General features: G+C 64.6%; 18 protein-coding genes. 13 read left to right on the plus strand and 5 right to left on the minus strand.

The annotated features are described in order from the left end of the window. The first annotated feature begins 24 nt into the window (after positions 1 to 24). Together JQ603_RS10330 and JQ603_RS10335 are read left to right on the plus strand one after the other, a co-directional pair. Positions 25 to 1458 (plus strand): amidohydrolase family protein, encoded by a 1434-nt coding sequence (locus JQ603_RS10330; RefSeq protein ID WP_212339041.1) that lies wholly within the window; start codon positions 25 to 27, stop codon positions 1456 to 1458. Positions 1459 to 1600: 142 nt separating this feature from the next. After that, the gene (locus JQ603_RS10335; protein ID WP_212339043.1) at positions 1601 to 2509 is read left to right on the plus strand and encodes an amino acid ABC transporter substrate-binding protein; all 909 of its coding nucleotides are present in this window, start codon (positions 1601 to 1603) and stop codon (positions 2507 to 2509) included. A gap of 9 nt (positions 2510 to 2518) precedes the next feature. Here JQ603_RS10335 and JQ603_RS10340 read toward each other — a convergent pair whose 3' ends face one another. After that, the gene (locus JQ603_RS10340) at positions 2519 to 3745 is read right to left on the minus strand and encodes an MFS transporter (protein WP_212339046.1); all 1227 of its coding nucleotides are present in this window, start codon (positions 3743 to 3745) and stop codon (positions 2519 to 2521) included. A gap of 91 nt (positions 3746 to 3836) precedes the next feature. Between JQ603_RS10340 and JQ603_RS10345 the strand changes: the two genes are divergently transcribed. From JQ603_RS10345 to JQ603_RS10360, 4 genes are read left to right on the plus strand one after another with little or no spacing between them, the layout of a single operon-like run. Next, the gene (locus JQ603_RS10345; protein ID WP_212339049.1) at positions 3837 to 4310 is read left to right on the plus strand and encodes a MarR family winged helix-turn-helix transcriptional regulator; all 474 of its coding nucleotides are present in this window, start codon (positions 3837 to 3839) and stop codon (positions 4308 to 4310) included. A 2-nt stretch (positions 4311 to 4312) separates the two neighbouring features. After that, positions 4313 to 6361 (plus strand): FUSC family protein, encoded by a 2049-nt coding sequence (locus tag JQ603_RS10350; RefSeq protein WP_212339051.1) that lies wholly within the window; start codon positions 4313 to 4315, stop codon positions 6359 to 6361. Beyond that, on the plus strand, positions 6358 to 6564 hold the full coding sequence (locus JQ603_RS10355) for a DUF1656 domain-containing protein (protein WP_212339054.1): 207 nt from the start codon (positions 6358 to 6360) through the stop codon (positions 6562 to 6564). Before JQ603_RS10350 ends, JQ603_RS10355 begins: the two co-directional genes overlap by 4 nt. After that, entirely contained in the window at positions 6561 to 7427 is an 867-nt protein-coding gene (locus JQ603_RS10360) for an efflux RND transporter periplasmic adaptor subunit (protein WP_212339056.1), read from the plus strand. Before JQ603_RS10355 ends, JQ603_RS10360 begins: the two co-directional genes overlap by 4 nt. Positions 7428 to 8087: 660 nt before the next feature. On the opposite strand, the gene JQ603_RS10365 is transcribed toward JQ603_RS10360, so the two are convergent. The 3 genes from JQ603_RS10365 to JQ603_RS10375 all read right to left on the minus strand — a co-directional run bounded on the left by JQ603_RS10365 (position 8088) and on the right by JQ603_RS10375 (position 12275). Further along, complete coding sequence (locus tag JQ603_RS10365; protein WP_212339058.1) at positions 8088 to 9299, minus strand: acyl-CoA dehydrogenase family protein; 1212 nt, start codon at positions 9297 to 9299, stop codon at positions 8088 to 8090. Between the two features lie 32 nt (positions 9300 to 9331). After that, on the minus strand, positions 9332 to 10450 hold the full coding sequence (locus JQ603_RS10370) for a glycoside hydrolase family 172 protein (RefSeq protein ID WP_212339060.1): 1119 nt from the start codon (positions 10448 to 10450) through the stop codon (positions 9332 to 9334). 199 nt (positions 10451 to 10649) lie between these two features. Next, positions 10650 to 12275 (minus strand): long-chain fatty acid--CoA ligase, encoded by a 1626-nt coding sequence (locus JQ603_RS10375; RefSeq protein WP_212339062.1) that lies wholly within the window; start codon positions 12273 to 12275, stop codon positions 10650 to 10652. A 179-nt stretch (positions 12276 to 12454) separates the two neighbouring features. On the opposite strand from JQ603_RS10375, the gene JQ603_RS10380 reads away from it, so the two are divergent. The 7 genes from JQ603_RS10380 to JQ603_RS10410 all read left to right on the plus strand — a co-directional run bounded on the left by JQ603_RS10380 (position 12455) and on the right by JQ603_RS10410 (position 18365). Then, positions 12455 to 14299: a flavin-containing monooxygenase gene (locus JQ603_RS10380; protein ID WP_212339064.1), complete on the plus strand. Its 1845-nt coding sequence runs from the start codon at positions 12455 to 12457 to the stop codon at positions 14297 to 14299. Between the two features lie 5 nt (positions 14300 to 14304). Continuing rightward, complete coding sequence (locus tag JQ603_RS10385; RefSeq protein WP_212339970.1) at positions 14305 to 15108, plus strand: shikimate dehydrogenase family protein; 804 nt, start codon at positions 14305 to 14307, stop codon at positions 15106 to 15108. A 118-nt stretch (positions 15109 to 15226) separates the two neighbouring features. Continuing rightward, positions 15227 to 16042 (plus strand): lytic murein transglycosylase, encoded by an 816-nt coding sequence (locus tag JQ603_RS10390; protein WP_212339066.1) that lies wholly within the window; start codon positions 15227 to 15229, stop codon positions 16040 to 16042. A 151-nt stretch (positions 16043 to 16193) separates the two neighbouring features. Beyond that, positions 16194 to 16415 carry a hypothetical protein gene (locus JQ603_RS10395; protein ID WP_211409289.1) on the plus strand — a complete coding sequence of 74 codons (222 nt, stop codon included), beginning with the start codon at positions 16194 to 16196 and terminating at the stop codon, positions 16413 to 16415. A gap of 12 nt (positions 16416 to 16427) precedes the next feature. Then, on the plus strand, positions 16428 to 16850 hold the full coding sequence (locus JQ603_RS10400; RefSeq protein WP_212339068.1) for a hypothetical protein: 423 nt from the start codon (positions 16428 to 16430) through the stop codon (positions 16848 to 16850). A 457-nt stretch (positions 16851 to 17307) separates the two neighbouring features. Next, complete coding sequence (locus tag JQ603_RS10405) at positions 17308 to 17754, plus strand: MaoC family dehydratase (protein ID WP_212339072.1); 447 nt, start codon at positions 17308 to 17310, stop codon at positions 17752 to 17754. A gap of 98 nt (positions 17755 to 17852) precedes the next feature. Continuing rightward, positions 17853 to 18365 carry a hypothetical protein gene (locus JQ603_RS10410; protein ID WP_212339076.1) on the plus strand — a complete coding sequence of 171 codons (513 nt, stop codon included), beginning with the start codon at positions 17853 to 17855 and terminating at the stop codon, positions 18363 to 18365. A 122-nt stretch (positions 18366 to 18487) separates the two neighbouring features. On the opposite strand, the gene JQ603_RS10415 is transcribed toward JQ603_RS10410, so the two are convergent. After that, on the minus strand, positions 18488 to 21688 hold the full coding sequence (locus tag JQ603_RS10415; RefSeq protein ID WP_212339081.1) for an efflux RND transporter permease subunit: 3201 nt from the start codon (positions 21686 to 21688) through the stop codon (positions 18488 to 18490). Positions 21689 to 21806: the final 118 nt, after the last annotated feature.

Below are 21806 nucleotides of genomic sequence, written 5' to 3' on the forward strand. Positions count from 1 at the left end.
TCAACGGGTCTTGGAGAGACGGTCATGGCCACGGAGATTTCGGCAACCAGCCTGTTCCGTGGCCCTGACCGCGGCGTCAGCGACAACGTCGTGCTGCGGCACGATGGGGGCGTCATCACCGATATCGCGGAAGGAGCGGGGCCGGGACCGCGCTCTTTCGTCATCCCGGCCTTCGTCAACGCCCACGACCACGCCCGCGCCACCGCATCGTCCTTCGGCGCGGTCGGCATGCCCCTGGAAAGCTGGATCCTGCGGACTGCGCTCGGCACGCCGGTCGATCCCTACCTCGCTGCTGCCTCTGCCTTGGCCCGTTCGGCCAAGGCCGGCTGCGCCGCCATGATGGTGCATTACACGCGGCCGAGCGGGACGATGCCCTTGGTCGACGAGGCCAAGGCCATTGCGAAGGCCGCGTCCGACGTCGGTATCCGCATCGCGTTTGCGCTGGCCGTGCGCGACCAGAATCCGATCGTCTACGGTGATGCCGAGCCGGTGCTCGCAGGGCTTCCCAGGGAGGATCGCAAGACCATCGAGGATCTCTTCGTTCGCGCACCGATGTCGCCAAGAGCGTATATCGAGCTGACCGACGCCATTGCCTCAGGGATCGCAGGCCCGATGGTGGACGTGCAGCTTGGTCCTGCCGGCGTGCAGTGGTGCTCGAAGCCGCTGCTGGAGGCGGTGGCGGAGAATTCCGCGCGGACCGGCCGCCGCATTCACATGCATCTGTTGGAAACCGTGTACCAGCGCGCCTGGGCCGACCAGAACTTTCCGGACTTGGTGCGCTGGCTCCGCGACATCGGCTTCCTCTCCGAGCGGCTGACGCTGGCGCATTGCATCCACGCCCGTCCCGAGGAGCTCGAGATGATCGCCGCCTCCGGCGCGCGCATCGTCACCAATTTCAGCTCGAACATGCATCTGCGCTCGGGCCTTGCCCCGATCGCCGCCGCATACAAATGCGGCTGCGCCATCGCTGTCGGCGTCGACGGGCTGGCGCTGGACGAGGACGACGACGTCCTGCGCGAGATGCGGCTGGTGCAGATGGTCCATGGCGGTCTCGGCTTCAAGGCGACATGGACGCCGGCCGAGATGTTCTCGCTCGCCATCCGCAACGGACGCCAAGCCACCGGCGCGCCGGGAAGCGGGGAGCTCGCGGCCGGCAATCCGGCCGACTACGTCGTGATCGATCTCGACCGGCTCGACCGCGACCGGATCATGCCCGTCGATCCCATGGCGCTGCTGTTCGCACGCGGCAATGCGTCGCTCGTGAAGGAGGTCGTCGTCGCCGGCAAGACGATCGTCAGGGACGGGGTCGTGGCAGGTGTCGACCTGCCGGCCGTCGAGCAGGAGTTGCGGGCGATGTACCGCGCCAATGTCGGCAAGCTCGAAAGCTTCCAGCGGATATGGCCGCCTCTGTCGGAACGGCTGAGCGGCTGGTTCGAGCAGCAGCTGACCTGTCAATGAGGCGCCTGTCCTTGGCCGCGATGTATATAAAAAGGCGATAACTGCTAAAACCTGCCTCGTCTGGCGCCGGCTGCATCTATGCGCTATCAGCTCCGCGATTGCGTCTCGACACCAGTCGATGACCCCCTTGAGGAGCCCTCCGATGCGTCTTTCTACCATTGTTCTGGCCGTGACATGTCTTGCCGGCGCAGCCTCAGCCGAAGACCTCACGGGCACGCTCCAGAAGGTGAAGGAGACCAAGAAGATCACGCTGGGCTATCAGGAGGCCTCGGTCCCGTTCAGCTATCTCGACGGCAACCAGAAGCCGGTGGGCTTCGCCATGGACATCTGCCTCAGGATCGTCGATGCCGTGAAGAAGCAGCTCGGCATGCCCGATATTTCCGTCGAGACCCTCGCGGTGACGTCGTCGAACCGCATCCCGCTGATGGTCAACGGCACGCTCGATCTGCATTGCTCGGCGACCACCAACAATGCCGACCGCCAGAAGCAGGTCGCCTTCACCAACACGCATTTCCTCAGCGCGACGCGGTTCGCGGCCAGGAAGGCGGCGAACATCAAGACCATCGACGATCTCAAGGGCAAAGCGGTCACGGCGGTTGCGGGATCGGTGAACCTGACCCAGCTCGCCAAGGTCAACACCGAGCGCAATCTCGGCATCAACATCATGCCGGCCAAGGACCAGGCCGAGGCCTTCCTGCTGCTGGAGACCGACCGCGCTCAGGCCTACGCGCTCGACGATGTCCAGCTCGCGGTCGCGATCGCGCGCTCGAAGGACCCGCAAGCCTTCATGATCAGCGAGGAGACGTTCTCCAAGCCCGAGCCTTACGGCATCATGCTGCGGCGGGAGGATGCACCGTTCAAGACGCTGGCCGATCGCGCCACCGCGGAGCTCTATGCGAGCCCGGAGATCGAGGTGCTCTACCGGAAGTGGCTGGAATCCCCGACGCCGCCGAACGGTCTCAACTACAACGTCCCGATGTCGGCAGCCTTGCGCAATGCCTTCAAGAAGCCGAGCTCGAGCGCCGATCCTGACGTCTACGTCGTGAACTAAGGCGGGGCGTCAGCGCATCCGCGGCGTGTCGAGGAGCTGGCCTGCCAGCGCCGCGCCGATTGTCGCGATCGCGGCCATGACAAGCGCCCAGGCGACGAACAACCGATGACCGATCAGCGCACCGCTCAAGAGCGGCGCGCTGATATTCGCGCCTGACATCAGCGACTGGTTGAGGCCCATGATCATGCCCTGGCGGTTGATCGCGGTCGAGCGCGACAATTCCGCCGTCAGCGTGCTCCGCGCAAACATGGTGCCGACGATGATCAGTGTCAGGTTGACTGCGAGCAGGCCGACATTGTTCTCGGCTCCAAGGCCTGCAAAGCCGAGGGCCATGCAGGCGAATGCCGCCATCACGATGCTGCGGTCGGATGCGATGAGGTTCACGCGTGTAATCAGGAGGCCCTGCACGACCATGTTGATGAAGCCGGCGTAAGCAAAGATCCAGCCGAGTTCGCGCGCGCCGAAGGCATGGCCGTCCCAGGAGAACCGCGCCGACAGGAACAAGCCGATCTGCGACAGAAACATCGAATTGACGAAGAAGAACACGATGAGCAGGCCGAGCAGGCGCCAGGCGTAGCGCATGCCGAACAGGCTGCGGGTCAGCGTCGGCTCGGGCACGCGATGCTGGTAGAGCGGCTCGGACGCCGGATGATCCGGCGGGAGCAGGGCGATTGTCGCGGCGATGCTGATCACGGAGAGTGCGGCCGCGGCCCACACCGGTGCGGTCTGGCCGTAATGGACGAGGAAGCTCGACAGCGCCGGCCCGAGCAGGAGCCCGGTCCCGATCGCCCCGCTGGTCATGCCGAGCGCCTGCTTGCGGGTTGCGGGCGCGCTGTGCTCGGCGGCATAGGCATGCGCGACCGAGATATTGCCGGAGGTCAGGCCATCGATGATCCGGGCCACGAACACGAGTGTCAGATTGCCGGCGAGCGCGAGCAGGACGAATCCGGTGAGCGTTCCGATCTGGCTGACGACCAGCACCTTTCGCCGTCCGTAGCGGTCCGAGAGAATCCCGACCACGGGCCCGGCGATGAGCTGGCAGACGGCGTAGACCGAGATCAGCGCGCCGAGCAGGAACGGCGTGGCGCCGAGCCGCTGCGAATAGAACGGCAGCAAGGGCAGGATGATGCCCATCCCGGTGGCATCCACGGCCACGACCACGAAGGTCGGGACCAGCGTCAGCGCGCTGTGTCCGGCCATCGTCTCCGCTGCATGTGCCGGGGAACCCGGTCCCATGGCGCCTGTCCTCGTTCGCTTTTGCGTGATCGCCGCTGCGATGCCGGGGTATATAGTTGTAAACTAATAGTTCGTGTCCTATCTAATTTGCATGGCTCCCTCGCAGGCTCATATCCACGCCGAAATCGGCCGGCTCATCGCGCGCCTGGGGCGGATGTGGCGGCGCGAGTCGGATTCTGCTCTGTCCGAGCACGGCCTGTCCTATGCGACCGCGATTCCGCTGCTGGTGCTGTCGCGCCAGGGCGAGAATGTCCGGCAAGGCGTGCTCGCGGATGAGCTCGGCATCGAAGGGCCGTCGCTGGTGCGCCTGATCGATCTGCTCCAGGCCGAGGGTCTGGTCGAACGCCGGGAAGATCCGACCGATCGTCGTGCCAAAACGTTACATTTGACGAAAGCGGGCGCGGCCAAGGTCGAGGAGACCAACCGGGTGCTGCGCCGGGTGCGGGCCAGCCTCCTGAAGGATATCGGGCCCGAGGAACTTGCGATAACATTCGAGACTCTTCAGCGCATCGAACAGCGGGCCAGTCGCCTGCAAGACGTCAAGACTGGTCCCGAAGCGAAATAGCCATGCGCGCAGACGAGACGTTCCTGGTCCGCCATGCGGACCTCATTTTTGCTTTGAAGACGTTCGCCGCGTCGATGCTGGCGCTCGTCATCGCGCTCGCGATGGACCTGCCGCGGCCCTATTGGGCGATGGCGACCGTCTACATCACCTCGCAGCCGCTGGCGGGGGCCACCAGCTCGAAAGCGTTCTTCCGCGTGATGGGCACGCTCGTCGGTGCCGTCATGACGGTGGCGATGGTGCCGAACCTGATCGATGCGCCGGAACTGCTCAGCCTTGCCATCGCGCTATGGGTCGGGCTTTGTCTCTATCTGTCGCTGCTCGACGGCACGCCGCGCAGCTACGTCTTCATGCTGGCCGGATACACGGTGGCGCTGATCGGTTTCCCCGCGGTGTCCGAGCCCGGCGCCATCTTCGATACCGCGGTGGCAAGGCTCGAGGAGATTTCGCTCGGCATCATCTGCGCCAGCCTGGTCTCGACCATCGTGTTCCCTCGCAGCGTCGCGCCTGCCGTGGCCCACCGCGTCGATAGTTGGTTGGCGGACGCGCGCCGTCTCAGCCAGGTCGTGCTGCTGCGCGAGGGCACCAATGAGACCCGCCGCGGCAAGCGCCTCAAGCTTGCGATCGACATCGTCGAGATCGATACGCTCTCCACCCATCTTGCCTATGACCGGTTGACCGACCGCAATGCGGTGACGGGCCTCGGCGAGATCCGGCTCCGGATGTTGACGCTGCTGCCGGTGATCGCCTCGATCGAGGACCGGCTGGCTGCGCTCGGGGAGGACGCGCTGCGCCGGCAGCCCGAGCTGAAACAGCTGGTCGATGATCTTGCGCAATGGATCGTCAGCGACGTCTGCGCGCGGCAGCCGGCCGACCGGATCCGCGCCGCGATCGCGGAGCAGCAGGCGGTGCTCGACGACAGCGCCTCCTGGGAGCGGATCATCACCACAAGCCTGCTGTTGCGGCTGCGCGAACTCGTCGACCTCTCGCGCGACTGCCGCGAGCTGACCGAGGCGATCGCTGCGAACCGCAACGTCTCGGCTCTCAATCTTGCCTTCCATTCCGAGGCCGGCGCCGCGCCCGTGCGTCACAGGGATCGCGGTCTTGCGCTGTGGTCGGCGGCTGGTGCCGCCATTGCCATCCTGATCTGCTGCGCATTCTGGATCGGGACCGGCTGGCCGGACGGTGCGTCGGCGCCGATGATGGCGGCGGTCGCCTGCTCGTTCTTTGCCGCGCAGGACGAGCCGGCGCGCTTCATCCGCAGCTTTGGCCTGTGGTCGCTCGTCGCCATCGTCGTGGTCGCGATCTACCTGTTCGCACTGGTGCCCGCGATCTCCCATCTCGAGGTCCTGATCGTCGCGCTGGCGCCGACCTTCCTGGTCTATGGCTTCCTGATCAGCCGGCCGGCGACGGCGGGCACCGGCATGGCGCTCGCGGCGAACACTGCGACGCTGCTGGCGCTGCAATCGACCTACAGTGCGGATTTCGCCTCCTACGCCAATTCCGCCGTCGCCTTCTTCGTCGGCGTCGTCATCGCCGAGCTGGTGACGCGGATCGCGCGCGGGGTGGGCGCCGAATGGATCGCCAACCGCCTGGTGCTGTCGAGCTGGAAGACGCTCGCGGTCGCTGCCGAACGCCGCGGCAAGCGCGACCGCGCCGAGTTCGCCGGCCTCATGCTGCACCGGCTCGGGCTGCTGGTGCAGCGTATCGCCTTCCTCTCGGAGAGTGACCGGCGCGACGCCGACAGCCTGGTCCAGCTCCGCATCGGCATCAACATCATCGACCTGCGCCGCGCCCGCTACGGGCTTGCGGCATCCACCATTGCCGTCATCGACGACATGCTCGATCAGCTCGCCAAGGCCTGCCGCAGCTATGCGGGGAATGGAATGCCGGGCGAGCTGCTGACGAGCGTCGACCGGGCGCTGGCCCAGGCGGTGAAGGATCCCAATGACAGCGCGCGCGAGGACGCCCTGATCGGGCTCGTCGGCATCCGCCGCGGCCTGTTCCCGGACGCGCCGGCCTATCGGCCGCGCGCGGAGAGTGTTGCAGCATGAGACATGTGATCGACATCTATGGCGTGCTGGTGCCGGCGCTGCTGCTGTGGATCATCATCGCCTACGTCCTCAGCGCGCTGTTGCGCCGCTTGATGCAGCGCTTCGACCTCTATCGCCTGGTCTGGCACCGCGCGCTGTTCGATTTCGCCATTTTCGTCTGCCTGCTCGGCGGCGTCGTCTATCTCTCGGAGTACCTCACATGAAGGGCAATCTTGCCTGGCTCGGCCGTATCGCGCTGACCGTCATAGCCGTCGTGCTTGCACTCGTCGTCGGACGCGAGCTCTGGGTCTATTACATGGAATCGCCCTGGACCCGTGACGGCCGCGTGCGCGCCGACGTGGTCCAGGTCGCGCCCGATGTCTCCGGGTTCGTCACGGAGGTGCTGGTCAAGGACAACCAGAAGGTCCGCCGCGGCGACGTTCTGTTCCGGATCGACCGCGAGCGTTTCGCCCTGGCGCTGCGGCAGGCCGATGCGTCGGTTGCCGGTCATCAGGCCACGCTTGACCAGGCCAATGCCGATCTGAAGCGCTACAGCACGCTGACGACCGATGCGGTGTCGCAGCAGAAGCAGGAGCAGGTGCTGGCCACCCAGCTGCAGGCCAAGGCGGCCTTCGATGCGGCCGTCGCCGACCGCGCCGTGGCCCAGCTCAATCTCGACCGCAGCGAGGTCCGTGCCTCCGTGAACGGCGTGATCACCAACATGGACCTGCGCCCCGGCGCCTATGTCACGGCCGGGAAGGGCGTGATGGCGCTGGTCGACACCGACACGCTGCATGTCGAAGGCTATTTCGAGGAGACGAAGCTCGCGCGCATCCGCGTCGGCGACAGGGTGCAGGTGCGCCTCATGGGCGAGAAGACCACGCTCACCGGTCATGTCGAGAGCATCGCCGCCGGCATCGAGGACCGCGACCGCGCGGAAGGCGCGAGCCTGCTCGCCAACGTCAACCCGACCTTCAGCTGGGTGCGGCTCGCGCAGCGCGTGCCGGTGCGGATTGCGCTGGACAATGTTCCGGGCAACGTGTCGCTGGTCGCCGGCCGCTCCGCGACGGTGGAGGTATTGGACTAACGCTGCGAGCAGATGATCGCGCTTGGCCTGGGGAAAACCGGCGACGAGCGTTTCAATGCCAAATCGTAAGGCTAATCCTGACTCGCGTGTGTTGAGTCGGGGGACTGTATGGGCGTTTGGTTTTTAGTCCTAGCAGCCTGCATCGTCGGCACGTTGCTCCTGTTGGCGTTCTGCCGATAGCGCCGATTGCAGATGCAATTGTTGCCGCGAAGCATCAGCGAGCCGCGGAATAGCGGTTCCAGACCGATGGTTTTTGACTGTGCATGGATGAACGCGTTCACTTCCGGGATCGGAGGCGGACGTGAGCTGGTTGTTAGTGTTTCTCATTGCCGCAAGCGCAGTCGTTCTGATCGCCCATGCGATTGACGCGATGCGTTCTTGATACGGCCTGTGACTCGGTTTCGTCGGTAGCTAGGTAAGAGCCGAAAATGTTCCGAGGCGGGCGAGCGTCAATTTGAGGAACCTGGCCCTGCGAGCCAGGGTTGTCACAGCAGGAGGAATACGATCATGCTTGCGTTCTATCTGCCGTTCATCATTTTCGGAGCGATGCTCGAAGCGATTTCGAATCAGAATGTATCTGCGCCCATCCAGGAGCCGCCAAGCTTCGACTAGACGCCGATCCCTTGGCGCAGTCTCTAGTACCGACGCACCAGCGTCGGCTTAGATATTCGAGTATTTCTTCAGCTCGAATCGCGCGATCTGGTTCCTGTGAACCTCGTCCGGTCCGTCGGCAAGACGCAGCAGGCGCGCGGTGGCGTAGGCTTGCGTCAAGCCGAAATCATTCGAGGTGCCGCCGCCGCCATGGGCCTGGATCGCCCAGTCGATGATCTGGCAGGCCATGTTGGGCACGGCGACCTTGATCATGGCGATCTCGGCTTTCGCGACCTTGTTGCCGACCGTATCCATCGCGTAAGCCGCGTTCAGCGTCAGCAGCCGGGCCTGCTCGATCATGATGCGGGCTTCCGCGATGCGCTCCTGCGTCACCGTCTGCTCCGAGACCGGCTTGCCGAAGGCGATGCGGCTGCGGACGCGGCGGCACATCTTTTCCAGAGTGCGTTCGGCGAGCCCAATCAGCCGCATGCAATGGTGGATGCGGCCGGGGCCGAGGCGGCCCTGCGCGATCTCGAAGCCGCGGCCTTCGCCGAGCAGCATGTTCGCCTTCGGGACTCGCACATTGGTGAAGACGACCTCGGAGGCCCGATCAGGCACGCCGTAGAAACCGAACACGGGCAGGGGCCGCTTGACCTCGATGCCCGGCGTGTCCATCGGTACCAGGATCATGGATTGCTGATTGTGGCGGTCGGGATTGCCAGGATCGGTCTTGCCCATGAAGATGCAGATCTTGCAGCGCGGATCGGTCGCGTTGGTCGTGTACCATTTGCGGCCGTTGATGACGTAGTGGTCGCCGTCGCGCACGATCGAGCTCTCGATATTGGTCGCATCCGATGATGCGACCGCAGGCTCTGTCATGGCGAAGCAGGAGCGGATTTCGCCCGCGAGCAGCGGCTTCAGCCAGCGCTCCTTGTCCTGCTCCGACCCGTAGCGCTCCAGCACCTCCATGTTGCCGGTGTCGGGCGCGGAGCAGTTGAACACTTCGGGCGCCAGGTGCGAGCGGCCCATCACCTCGCAGAGCGGGGCATATTCGAGATTGGTGAGCCCGGCGCCATGGCGGGACTCCGGCAGGAACAGATTCCAGAGACCTTCAGCGCGCGCCAGCGGCTTCAGCTCCTCGACGACCGGATAGACCTTCCACGGTCCGAGCTCTTCCGCCTCGCGATAGAATCGCTCCTCGTTAGGATAGATGTGCCGGTCCATGAAACTCTCGAGCTTGCGCTTGAGCTCGACGACTTTGGGCGACATCGGGTAGAGCATGTTTCGTCTCCTTGATCGGGCGGCAGCAGGGCCTATGCGACTTCGAGGTAGTCCGGCCCCGGCAGCGTCGGGAAGGGTGCCGTCGGCAGCGTCTGGTACCAGAACGCGACCGAGGCGATGTCGTCCTGCAGCGGAAGATATTTTCCGTCGCTGGCGCCGGGCAGCCAGCCCAGCGCCTGGATGGTCACGCGCAGATCGCTTCGGAAGCGGACGGGATCGGGGATGTGCCAGCGATAGAGGCCAAAGCGCTGCTGCGACCGGTAAACGCCGTCGGGACGGATCACCTGCGGCAGGCCGGCATAGGGCGTGGTGAATTCCTGATAGCGCGATTGCTGGAACGGGGCCTGGCCGCCATGGGCGACATGGGGATCGAAATTATAGGCGCCGCAGAAATAATCCTCGGTGCCGGTGCCGCAGATGGTCGGGAATGCGCCGTCGCCGTCGATGAAAAATTTGATCTCGCCTTCGCCCCACCAGCCATTGTTGTGGACGCCCCAGGCCATGTAGGTGCCGACATAGTGGCCCGCACCCTCAACGCCATCGAGGATGGTGTAGACCTCCTTGAAAGGAAGCGGGTTGGTGCGGCGGAACTGGACATGGAAATAGGCGCACTCCTCAGGGACATCGGTCAGCGTGTAGTTGATCTGGTAGTAGATCGTGACCTGCTCCTCGCTGCGGTTCTCCAGCGTGAAGCGCGCGCGTTTGCGGAACGGCATTTCCCAATAGCAGTTGAAGGCGCGGCCGGGATTGACGCAGACCGCGAGCGAGGAGACCTGCGCGAACTCCTCCCAGCCGCAGGCGAAGAAATCACCGGCCGGACATTCCACGCTCGGCTGTGTCTGATCGTCCCAGTAGACGCGCAGGATCGAGTGGCGCAGGCGTCCGCGCGCCAGCGTCATCCAGATTTGCTGGATCGCGCCCTGGCCCTCGATGTCGGCGAGCGTGAACGTCGTGCCGGGCTCGATGACGACGTAAGGAGAGACCTTCCAGCCCTGGCCGAGATCGCGGGCCTGACGCGCGGCGGGGCCGTCGACGGACATGCCGCCCTTGCCCTTCTCGCCGGTGAAGTTCTCCGGGCTGATCGAGCGCGTCAGCGCATTCGACAGGCGCGACAGGTTGCCGAGATGCATGCCCAATCCGGAAAACGTCATGATGTCCTCGATGCGGGGTTAGCGATGACCCCGTATATCGCCCCCGAATTGACCAAAACATGAAGATGATCGCGTTCGCGAAGATCTGCTTCGTAGCCCGGATGGAGCGCAGCGCAATCCGGGGTCGTGCGTCATGGCAAGATTCCCGGATTACGCCGCGCTCCATCCGGGCTACGAGGTCGACGCCTTTGCGCGCGGCTCATGCCACGCGATACTCCTTAAATCGTTCGCGCAGCGCCGATTTGAGCACCTTGCCGGTGCCGGTCATCGGGAATTCGTCGAGGAATTCGACGGCGTCCGGCAGCCACCAGCTCGCGATCTTCGGCCGCATGTGGTCGAGCAGCGTCTTGCCGTCGACGGTCGCGCCTTTCTTGCGGACGACAAGGAGGAGGGGGCGCTCCTGCCATTTCTCGTGCGCGATGGCGACGACCGCGGCTTGCAGCACGTCGGGGTGAGACAGGGCGATATCCTCGAGCTGGATCGAGGAGATCCACTCGCCGCCGGACTTGATCACGTCCTTGGAGCGGTCCGTCAGCGTGACGTGGCCCTGCGGATCGATCACGGCCATGTCGCCGGTGATCAGCCAGCCGTCGCGGTCGAGGCCCTCGTCAAGCTTCATGTAGCCGGAGGCGACCCACGGCCCGCGGGCCCGCAAATGGCCGACCGTCTTGCCGTCGCGCGGCAGCTCATCGCCGGCATCGTCGACGATGCGCAAGGCGGTGCCGAAGCAGGCGCGGCCGGAGACCTGGCGCCGGTCGAACTTCTCCTTGTCGCCGAGATGCTCCGAGCCCGGCCGCAGGCCCGGCATCGAGCAGCCCAGCGCCTCGGTCATGCCCCAGGCCTGGATATAGTCGACATTGTATTCGCGCTTGAGCTTCTCGACCATGGCGCGCGGCGGGGCCGAGCCGGACGATAATGTCGCGCGCAGCGTCGAGAATCTGTTGCCGGTGCGCCCGAGCCAGTCGAGCAGGATCAGCCAGAAGCTCGGTACGCCCGCCGACAGCGTCACCTTCTCGCCTTCGAGCAACTCGTACAGCTTGTCGGGTTCGTAGTTGCGGCCGGGCAGCACCAGCTTGGAGCCGGTGTAGGGCGCGGTGAACGGCATGTTCCAGCCATTGCCGTGGAATAGCGGCGCCATCGGCATCATCACCTCGCGCACGCCTTCGACATGTCCCGGCAGGAAGTCGAAATTGCAGCAGGTCATGGTCTGCAGGATCGCGGCACGGTGCGAATAGATCACGCCCTTGGGATTGCCCGTCGTGCCCGAAGTGTAGCAGATGGTGGACGCCGATTTTTCGTCGAACTCCGGCCAGGTGAAGCCGGCGTCGTCTTCCTTCTCCAGCAATTCCTCGTAGCAATGCACGTTGGCAAGCTTCGTCTCCGGCATCCGCTCGCGCGATGACATCACGACATAGGCTTCGATCGTCTTCAGTTGCGGCGCGATCGCTTCGACGATCGGCAGCGTGGCGCGGTCGATGAACAGCAGGCGGTCTTCGGCGTGGTTGATGATGTAGACGAGCTGCTCGGGAAATAGTCTGGGATTGACGGTGTGCAGCACGTAGCCCATGCCGGGCGCCGCATAGAACATTTCGAAATGCCGGTGCGTATTCCAGGCCAGCGTGCCGACGCGGTCGCCTTGCTTCATGCCGAGCCGTTTCAAGGCCAGCGCCATGCGCTTGATGCGCGGATGAGCGTCCGCGTAGGTATAGCGATGGATGTCGCCCTCGATTTCGCGCGCGACGATCTCGGCCTCGCCGTGATAGTCGGCGGCATACTGGATCAGGCCGCTGATCAGCAGCGGCATGTCCATCATTAATCCCTGCATGGTCTTCCTCCGGATTGCCACGTCGTTGCATGGCGTAGGCTTGTGATTTGTGCGGAGGGTAGCGGAACGTCACGCGGCGTTCACGCAAAAAACAGCGGACGTGATTGCATGCGTCACTTTTTCGGGGCTAATTTGAGGTTGAGCTGCCGGCGAAGCAGCGTCCGCCGTGGAGGAAATGAATGTCAGCGGAAAGACACAAGACCGGCACAGCCGGCGCAGCTACGGTCGATATTTCCGCACTCCGCGCGCGCTATCGCGACGAGCGCGACCGCCGTCTGCGCGCCGAAGGCAAGGCGCAGTATGTCGAGGTCACCGGCGAATTCGGCCGCTATCTCGACGATCCCTGGGCCGATCCCGGCCTTGCGCGCGAGCCCGTCAGCGAGCAGGCCGAAGTGTTGATTGTCGGCGGCGGCTTTGGCGGGCTGCTCTGCGGCGCGCGCCTGCGCGAAGCGGGCATCGCGGATTTTCGTATCGTGGAAAAGGCCGCGGATTTCGGCGGTACCTGGTACTGGAATCGTTACCCTGGAGCGGCCTGCGATACCGAGAGCTACATCTATCTGCCGCTGCTGGAAGAGACCGGCTACATGCCGGTGCGCAAATATGCGCGGGCGCCGGAGATCTACGAGCACTCGCGCCGCATCGGCCGTCACTTCTCGCTCTATGAGCGCGCGCTGTTTCAGACCGTCATCTCGCGGATGACCTGGCAGGAGCAGGAGGCACGCTGGCTGGTCGAGACCGATCGCGGCGACCAGATCCGCGCGCGCTTCGTCATCCTCGCCGGCGGTCCGCTGAGCCGTCCGAAGCTGCCGGGCATTCCCGGCATTGAAACTTTCAAGGGCCACAGCTTCCACACCAGCCGCTGGGATTATGCGTACACCGGCGGCAGTGCGGAGGGTGATCTCACCGGTCTTGCCGACAAGCGCGTCGGCATCATCGGCACCGGCGCCACCGCCGTGCAATGCGTGCCGCATCTCGGCCGCTCCGCGAAAGAGCTCTATGTCTTCCAGCGCACGCCCTCGGCGATCGGCGTGCGCGACGACCGGCCGACGGATCAAGCCTGGGTGCAGGAGCTCAAGCCCGGCTGGCAGCGCGAGCGCATGGACAATTTCACCGCCGTGATCTCCGGTGAGCCGTTCGAGCGGGATCTGGTGCAGGACGGCTGGACTGGCCTCCTCGGCGAGATCCTGCTGGCGCCGCGCCGGCAACCGCAGCCGGTGAGCTCGATGGAGGAGGCGCTGAAAGTCATTGAGCAGGCCGACTATCGCAAGATGGAGGAGATCCGCGCCCGCGTCGACGCCGTCGTAAAAGATGAAGCAGCCGCGGCGGCGCTCAAGCCCTGGTACAAGGCGTTCTGCAAGCGGCCGTGCTTCCACGACGAATATCTCGACACTTTTAATCAACCCAACGTCCATCTCGTCGACACCAAGGGGCAGGGTGTCGAGCGCATCACGGAGAATGCGGTTGTGGTCGACGGCAAGGCCTACGAGCTCGACTGCCTGATCTATGCCAGCGGTTTCGAGGTCGGCACCGATTATGCGCGGCGCATGGGCTTTGAGGTCTACGGCCGCGACGGCATCAGCCTGTCCGAGCGCTGGCGCGACGGCGTCAAGACGATGCACGGCTTCTACAGCCGCGGCTTTCCGAACTGCTTCCTGATCGTCACGGTGCAGGCCGGCCAGAGCGCCAACTTTCCGCACATCATCGACGAGCAGTCTCAGCACATCGCCTATGTCATCGATCAGGCGCGCAAGCGCGGCGCCAGGACGCTGGAGCCGACGTCAGCTGCCGAGAACGCCTGGGTCGATGAGGTGGTCAAGGCCGCGCTCGGCCGCCAGACCTATCTCGCCGAATGCACGCCCGGCTATTACAACAATGAAGGCGTGTTCGATCCCATCGCGGCCAGAAACAGCCAGTACTGGCGCGGGCCGGTGGCGTTCCTGCGGATGCTCGAGAAATGGCGCAAGGAGGGCAATCTGGGCGGATTGGAGTTGGCTTACGGGACCGCCGCGGAGGCCCGGGCTTGAGCGGCATGATCCCGGCTCCATCAGGCGCCACGCGGCTCCACGTCATCGTCGGCGATCCCATCGCGCAGGTGCGCTCGCCGGCGGGCGTGTCGGCCGCCTTTGCCGCGCGCGGGCACGACGGCATCCTCGTGCCTGTCCAGGTCGCGCCGGAGGACTTGCCGGATTTCCTTTCGGTGGCAACGCGGCTGAAGAACCTCGACGGGATCGTCGTGACCATCCCGCACAAATTCGCCTGCTACCAGGCTTGCACGAGCGCGACGTCGCGCGCGCATTTCCTGCGGACCGTCAACCTGATGCGCCGGCGTCCCGACGGCGCATGGCATGGCGACATGGTGGACGGCCTCGGCTTCGTCGGCGCGGCACGGGCGAAGGGGATCGATCCGAAGGGCATGCGGGCCCTGCTTGTCGGAGCGGGCGGTGCGGGATCGGCGATTGCACTTGAGCTGGTGGAGGCCGGTGTCCGCGAGCTTGCGATCCATGACAGTGCAATCGGGCGCCGCGACACACTGGTCGGCCAGCTCAACAGGCTGGGCAAAGCGTCGGTGCGGATCGGCTCGGCGGATCCGGCCGGCTTCGACTTCGTCGCCAATGCCACCCCCGCCGGAATGAAGGATGGCGACCCGCTGCCGGTCGACGTCGCGCGGCTGGCGCCATCGACCTATTGCGGCTGCGTCATCACCAAGCCCGACGTTTCACCGTTCATCGCAGCCGCCCGCAGGATCGGTTGCGTGACCGGGACCGGCACGGACATGTACCGGCAGCATCAGAGCATCATGGTGGATTTTCTGCTGGGAGCGGAGGGAACGTAAGGCGCGTGTCAAGGGCTTTGCTTGGATTGATTGTATCCGGCGGGACTTGAGCGATTGCAACGGACGTAGGATCATGCGCTCGCGCGAGCCGGTCGCGCACCAGCAAGAGGAACGCGCAATGATCAGGGGCAGGACAGTCGCAACGGCGGTGCTTGGCGCGACCGCGCTGCTGCTCTCCCTGCCCATGGCCGAGGCTGCCACTTGCGGCAACGGGCCCGCCGGCTTCGAGGCCTGGAAGCGCGAGTTCAGCGCTGAGGCGCAAGGAAAGGGCATCGGTCCCACCGCGCTCTCGGCGCTGATGCAAACCAATTACGCCAGTGCCACCATCGCGGCAGACCGTGGCCAGCGCAGCTTCTCGCTGTCGCTCGACCAGTTCCTCGCCAAGCGCGGCGCGACGACGATCGTCGCCAAGGGCCGGCAGCTCAAGCAGTCGCAGGCCGCCTTGTTCGCCTCGATCCAGCAGCGTTACGGTGTCCCGCCCGGGCCGCTGATCGCGATCTGGGGCATGGAGACCGGCTTCGGCAGCCAGCGCGGTAACCAGAACATGCTCTCCTCGATCGCGACGCTCGCCTATGACTGCCGCCGTCCCGAATTCTTCACCGACCAGCTCTATGCCGCGCTGAAGCTGATCGACCGCGGTACCCTGTCGGGATCGACCCGCGGCTCCATGCACGGCGAGGTCGGCCAGACCCAGTTCATGCCCAAGAACATCCTGGCCTATGGCACCGGCAATCTCGAGGTCGCCGCCAATGCGTTGAACTCGACTGCGAATTTCCTGAAGGCCCATGGCTGGCGTGCGGGAGCCGGTTACCAGCCGGGAGAACCGAATTTCGCCGCCATCGAGGCATGGAATGCTGCCGGCGTCTATCAGAAGGCGATCGCACTGATGGGCCGGCAGATCGACGAGGGAGGAGGGGCGGCGGCCTCGCGCTGAGAAGTCACGCGAACCGGCGTCCACTTCGCTCGAAAACGCTCTTGCTCAGCAAGGCGTGATACACTGGTGCGAGAAAGTTGTTGCTATCGGGAACCGACGGCACGAGGTTTGCTTTGATCCGTTTCAGGGCTGGGCATGAGGAGACTCAACTATGGCAACCCAGATCGTGATGGACCAGACTGGCGACACCCGCCACGAGTTTGATCCTGGCAATGCCGAAGCGCTGGCGCGAGCCGAACAGCGCTTTCGGGAGTTGACCGGAGCCGGCTTCACCGCCGCCTACCGAACCGGACCCGGCGAAGTCACCCGTATCAAGTCGTTCGATCCGACCGCGCAGGAAACGCTGTTCTATCCCCGCTTGGTCGGCGGCTGATCTGAGCTGCTCATGTTCGCGGCATTGTGGTTCCGCGCGCCCGCGCGTGCCCGCTTGCACGCGCTGCGCGAACTCTACCGGCGCTTCTTCGGCGAGAACACGCCGGATGCGCGGGGCCGCCGGCTTCTGGCCGAATGGCTGACGCCGGAGCAGCGGGCGCAGTTCGAGCAGCACCGGTATTTCGACGTCATCGGCTGCGATAGCGGCAAGAAGTATCGCATTCACTACGGTACGGCCGCCAATGTCCACGAAGTCGACGATGCCGGTCACGCGACAATGGGGTGGTGCTTCGTCCCCTCGGGCTTCCTCGTGCCGGGCGACGTGATGCTGGCGCAGAAGATCGCGCTCGAGACGGATGAAAAGGCCGCGCTCGCGCTCGCCAACCGGTTTCCGCCGGCAACGCATTCGGAGCACTTTTACCGGCGGCCGTTCTAGAGCATGATCCGGACCCGAAGGGCCGCGTTAGCGCAAAGTGTGCAGCGGTTTTCCGAAAAGATCATGCTCAAGCGAAGAGCAAGCGCTCAGTAATGCGTGGTGCGATAGGCATCCAGCGCATGCGCCGCAAAGATGCCGATGCTGCAGAGGGCGAGGAGGCCGGAGATCAGTTCAATCATAGCTCGTCCTCCCGTGGCGACTGCGCGACGAGGTTCTGGCAGCAGGCATAGTCGTAGATCAGGTCGAGGAGGAATTGCATGGTAGCCGTCCCTGTATTTATTTTGACAACGACTTAACCGGCGATCCGTTTCAGGCGTGTTTCGTCGCATCGGGAAAGAGGTTTCGCGGGGGAACCCGGGGCTGGCTTGAGCACGGCGGACCCGTTACATCGCAATTTCGCTAAATCCTTCTGGCCGCGCATTCCCGGCAGCGGCGGACCAAATTGCGAGGCAAAATCATGGCGCAGGTCGAGTGGTTCGACGATCTCACCATTGGAATGCGGTTCAAGTCGCCCGAGGTGGTGGTCACCGAAGCCGATATCAAGCGCTTCGCCGCCGAGTACGATCCGCAGCCGATGCACCTCGACCATGAGGCGGCGAAGGAGACCCTGTTCAAGGGGCTGGCTGCCTCGGGATGGCACACCGCCGCGATCGCCATGAACCTCGCGATCCAGGCCCGCCCGTTCGGACCGCATCCGCTGATCGGTGCCGGTGTCGACGGGCTGCGCTGGACCATGCCGGTGCGGCCCAACGACCGCCTGCACCTGGTCGGTGAGGTGATGAGCCTCACGCCTTCGAAGTCGAAGCCGCAGGGCGTCGCGCTGGTGAAATGGACGATGTTCAACCAGAACGGCGAGGAGGTTTACACCTTCACGCCGATCGCAATCGTGCCGCGACGGGGTTAGGGCGGCTGCTGGCCGTTTGCCTCGCCCGCTACCCGAAGCCCTTGCGGGTCGCCGGCAGAGATGGTCATCTCGGCGTGGGGAACGCGCTGGAGGCTGACATGCATCGATCTGTTCTCGCCGCCGGAATTCTCGCGGGCATCTTGAGCGCAGCTGCCTCGAGCTCGAGGCCCGTGTTCGCGCAGCAATCCAAGGTCGGCGACTGGACCATCGAGAAGCGTTCCCAGGATACGCATTGCAATGCGAGCCGCGGCTACAAGGACAAGGACGACGAGAACCGCGACTACGTCATCGTCATCACCTATTCCGACAAGGCGATCGTGATCGTGATGATCTATGACGGCTGGGAATGGGACAAGGTCGGCGAGATCCTCCGGGCCGATGTCGGCACCGATGACGCCGACATCATGAAGAAAGCGAAGTGGGAGGTCATGGACAAGACCACCGTGCGCGGCATCTTCGAATACGACCAGTCGATCATGGACCGGCTCTCCAAGGCCAAGCGCCTCACGCTCGATTTCGAGGATGATGACGAGGACAGCATCGAGATGCAGATCCCGCACGCCGGCGAGGCGCTCGCCGCGCTGAAGTTCTGCGAGGAGAACCGAAAGTAGATTGTCGGCGCCGGCCGCGAAGCCGGTTCGGTATTCGGCGTGATCGCCTTTCACCGCGTCAACGAGACGGTCTTTCGCAAGACCGTGCTCGTTCTGTTGCTGATCTCGGGAATCTCCCTGATCTAGTGCCCTTGGACTTCGTGAAGCCCCTGGACCGGGGCCGCGCTGGTGTCACTGCTGTGATGCACCAGCGGCTTGTTGCCGGTGATGGTTCTGAGCAGCACATAGAACACCGGCGTCAGGAACAGGCCGAATACGGTGACGCCGATCATGCCGGAGAACACGGCAACGCCCATCGCACGTCGCATCTCCGAGCCGGCGCCGGTGGAGAGCACCAGCGGCAGCACGCCCATGATGAACGCCATCGACGTCATCAGGATTGGGCGCAACCGCAGCCGGCTCGCCTCGATCGCGGCGCGGATCGGCGTGCGGCCCGCGAATTCGAGCTCGCGCGCGAATTCGACGATCAGGATCGCGTTCTTGGCGGAGAGTCCCACGAGCACGATCAAGCCGATCTGGGTGAAAACGTTGTTGTCGCCCTTGGAGATCCAGACGCCGAACATCGCGGCGAGCAGGCCCATCGGCACGATCATGATGATCGACAGCGGCAGGGTCAGGCTCTCATAGAGCGCGGCCAGCACCAGGAACACCAAGAGGATCGCCAGCGGGAACACCCAGATGCCGGAATTGCCGGCGATGAACTCCTGATAGGTCAGGTCGGTCCATTCGAAGGCAAAGCCGGGCGGCAATGTCTCCGCCGCGATCCGCGTTGCCGCCTCCTGGGCTTGGCCTGACGAGAAGCCGGGCGCGGCGGCCGCGTTGATGTCGGACGACAGGAATCCGTTGTAGCGGATCGCACGCTCCGGCCCCGCGCTCTGGCGGATCTTGAGCAGCGCCGACAGCGGCACCATGTCGCCGGACGACGAGCGCACCTTCAACTGCCTGATGTCGTCGGCACGGGCGCGGAACGGCGCGTCGGCCTGGACATAGACGGAGTAGGTGCGGCCAAACTTGTTGAAGTCGTTGACGTAGTAGGACCCGAGGTAGATCTGCAGCGTGTTGAACACTTCCGTCACGGGCACGCCAAGCTGCAGCGCCTTGGTGCGGTCGATGTCGGCGAACAGCTGCGGCACGTTGACCTGGAAGCTCGAGAACACGCCGGCGATCTCCGGTGCCTTCTGCATCGCCGCCATGAATGCCTTGGTCGCCTCGTTCAGCGCTTCATAGCCTAGGCCGGCGCGATCCTCGATCTGCAGCTTGAAGCCGCCGATGGTGCCGAGGCCGTTGACGGGCGGCGGCGGGAACATGGCGATGAAGGCTTCCTGGATGCCCGCATACTTCTTGTTCAGCTCGGCCGCGATGGCGGGACCGCTGAGCGAGGGATCCTTGCGCTCGTCGAACGGTTTCAGCGTCGAGAACACGATGCCGGCGTTGGACGAGTTGGTGAAGCCGGAGATCGACAGGCCCGGGAAGGCGACAGAACTCTCGACGCCGGGCTGGGTCAGCGCGATGTCGCTCATCTTGCGGATCACCTCTTCGGTGCGGTCGAGCGTCGCGCCATCGGGCAGGCGGGAGAAGCCGACCAGATATTGCTTGTCCTGGCCCGGCACGAATCCACCAGGCACCTGCTGGAACAGGAAGGCGGTGAGGCCGACCAGCACGATATAGAGGCCCATCACTGCGGCCTTGCCGGAGATCACCTTGGTGACGGTGCCGCTGTAGCTGTTCGAGGAGTAGGTGAACGCCCGATTGAAGCGGCGGAAGAACCAGCCAAGGCTCTTCTCCATGACGATCGTCAGCTTGTCCTTCGGCTCGTTGTGGCCCTTCAGCAGGAGGGCCGACAGGGCCGGCGACAGCGTCAGCGAGTTGACCGCGGAGATCACGGTCGAGATCGCGATCGTCAGCGCGAACTGCTTATAGAACTGCCCGGTCAGGCCGGAGATGAAGGCGAGCGGCACGAACACCGCGATCAGCACCATCGCGATCGCGATGATCGGGCCGGACACCTCGCGCATCGCCTGGTAGGTGGCATCGCGCGGTGACAGCCCGGCCTCGATGTTGCGCTCGACGTTCTCGACCACGACGATGGCGTCGTCGACGACGATGCCGATGGCGAGCACCAGGCCGAACAGGCTGAGCGCGTTGATGGAGAAGCCGAACACGTGCATCACCGCAAACGTGCCGACGATCGAGACCGGCACGGCCAGCAGCGGAATGATCGAGGCCCGCCAGGTCTGCAGGAACAGGATCACCACCAGCACCACCAGCGCGATCGCTTCCAGCAGGGTGTGGATGACCGCCTCGATCGAGGAGCGCACGAACTGTGTGGGGTCGTAGACGATCTGGTAGGACACGCCCTCCGGCATGTTCTTCTTGATCTCGGCCATGGTGGCGCGGACATGGTCGGAAATCTGCAGCGCGTTGGAACCGGGCGCCTGGAAGATCGGGATCGCCACCGCCTGCTTGTTGTCGAGCAGCGAGCGCAGGCCGTATTCGGACGCCCCCAGCTCGATGCGCGCGACGTCGCGCAGGCGAACGACCTCGCCGCGCGTACCGGTCTTGACCACGATGTCGCCGAATTGCTCCTCGTTGGCGAGACGGCCTTCGGCGTTGACGGAGAGCTGGAGATCGATGCCTTTGACGTTCGGGGAGGAGCCGACCACGCCGGCGGCGGCCTCGACGTTCTGCGACTGGATCGCCTTGACGATGTCGCTGGCGGTGAGGCCGTGCTCGGCCGCCTTCTGCGGATCGACCCAGACCCGCATCGAATAGTCACCGGCGCCATAGAGCTGGACGTCGCCAACGCCGTCGATCCGCGCCAGGCGATCCTTGACGTTGAGCACCGCGTAGTTGCGCAAATACGTCATGTCGTAGCGGCCGTTCGGCGACAAGAGATGCACGACCATGGTGAGGTCGGGCGAGGACTTCTTGGTGATGATACCGAGCTGGCGCACCACGGCCGGCAGGCGCGGCTCGGCCTGCTGCACGCGGTTCTGCACCAGCTGCGTCGCCTTGTCGGGGTCGGTGCCGAGGCGGAACGTCACCGTCAGCGTCATCGCGCCGTCGGTGGTCGCCTGGCTCGACATGTACAGCATGCCCTCGACGCCGTTGATCTGCTCCTCGATGGGAGTAGCCACCGTCTCCGCGATCACCTTCGGATTGGCGCCGGGATAGGTTGCGCGCACGAGCACCGAAGGGGGCACGACGTCGGGATATTCCGAGATCGGCATCGCGAACAGCGAGATCAGGCCGGCGAGGAAGATCAGGACCGACAGCACACCGGCGAAAATCGGACGATCGATAAAGAACTTTGAGAGATTCATGGCTTTGCCCCTGCGCGAGAGACAGCTCTCCCGTTAGTCCGGAAGGCGGCTGAGCCCGCGCCCGGAATCGAGAAGTGTTGTCTTGGTCGGTCTATGACGTCGTCCTTCCGGGCTCGCA

It is taken from the genome of Bradyrhizobium liaoningense (assembly GCF_018130825.1).
Classification (GTDB): Bacteria; Pseudomonadota; Alphaproteobacteria; order Rhizobiales; family Xanthobacteraceae; genus Bradyrhizobium; species Bradyrhizobium liaoningense_B.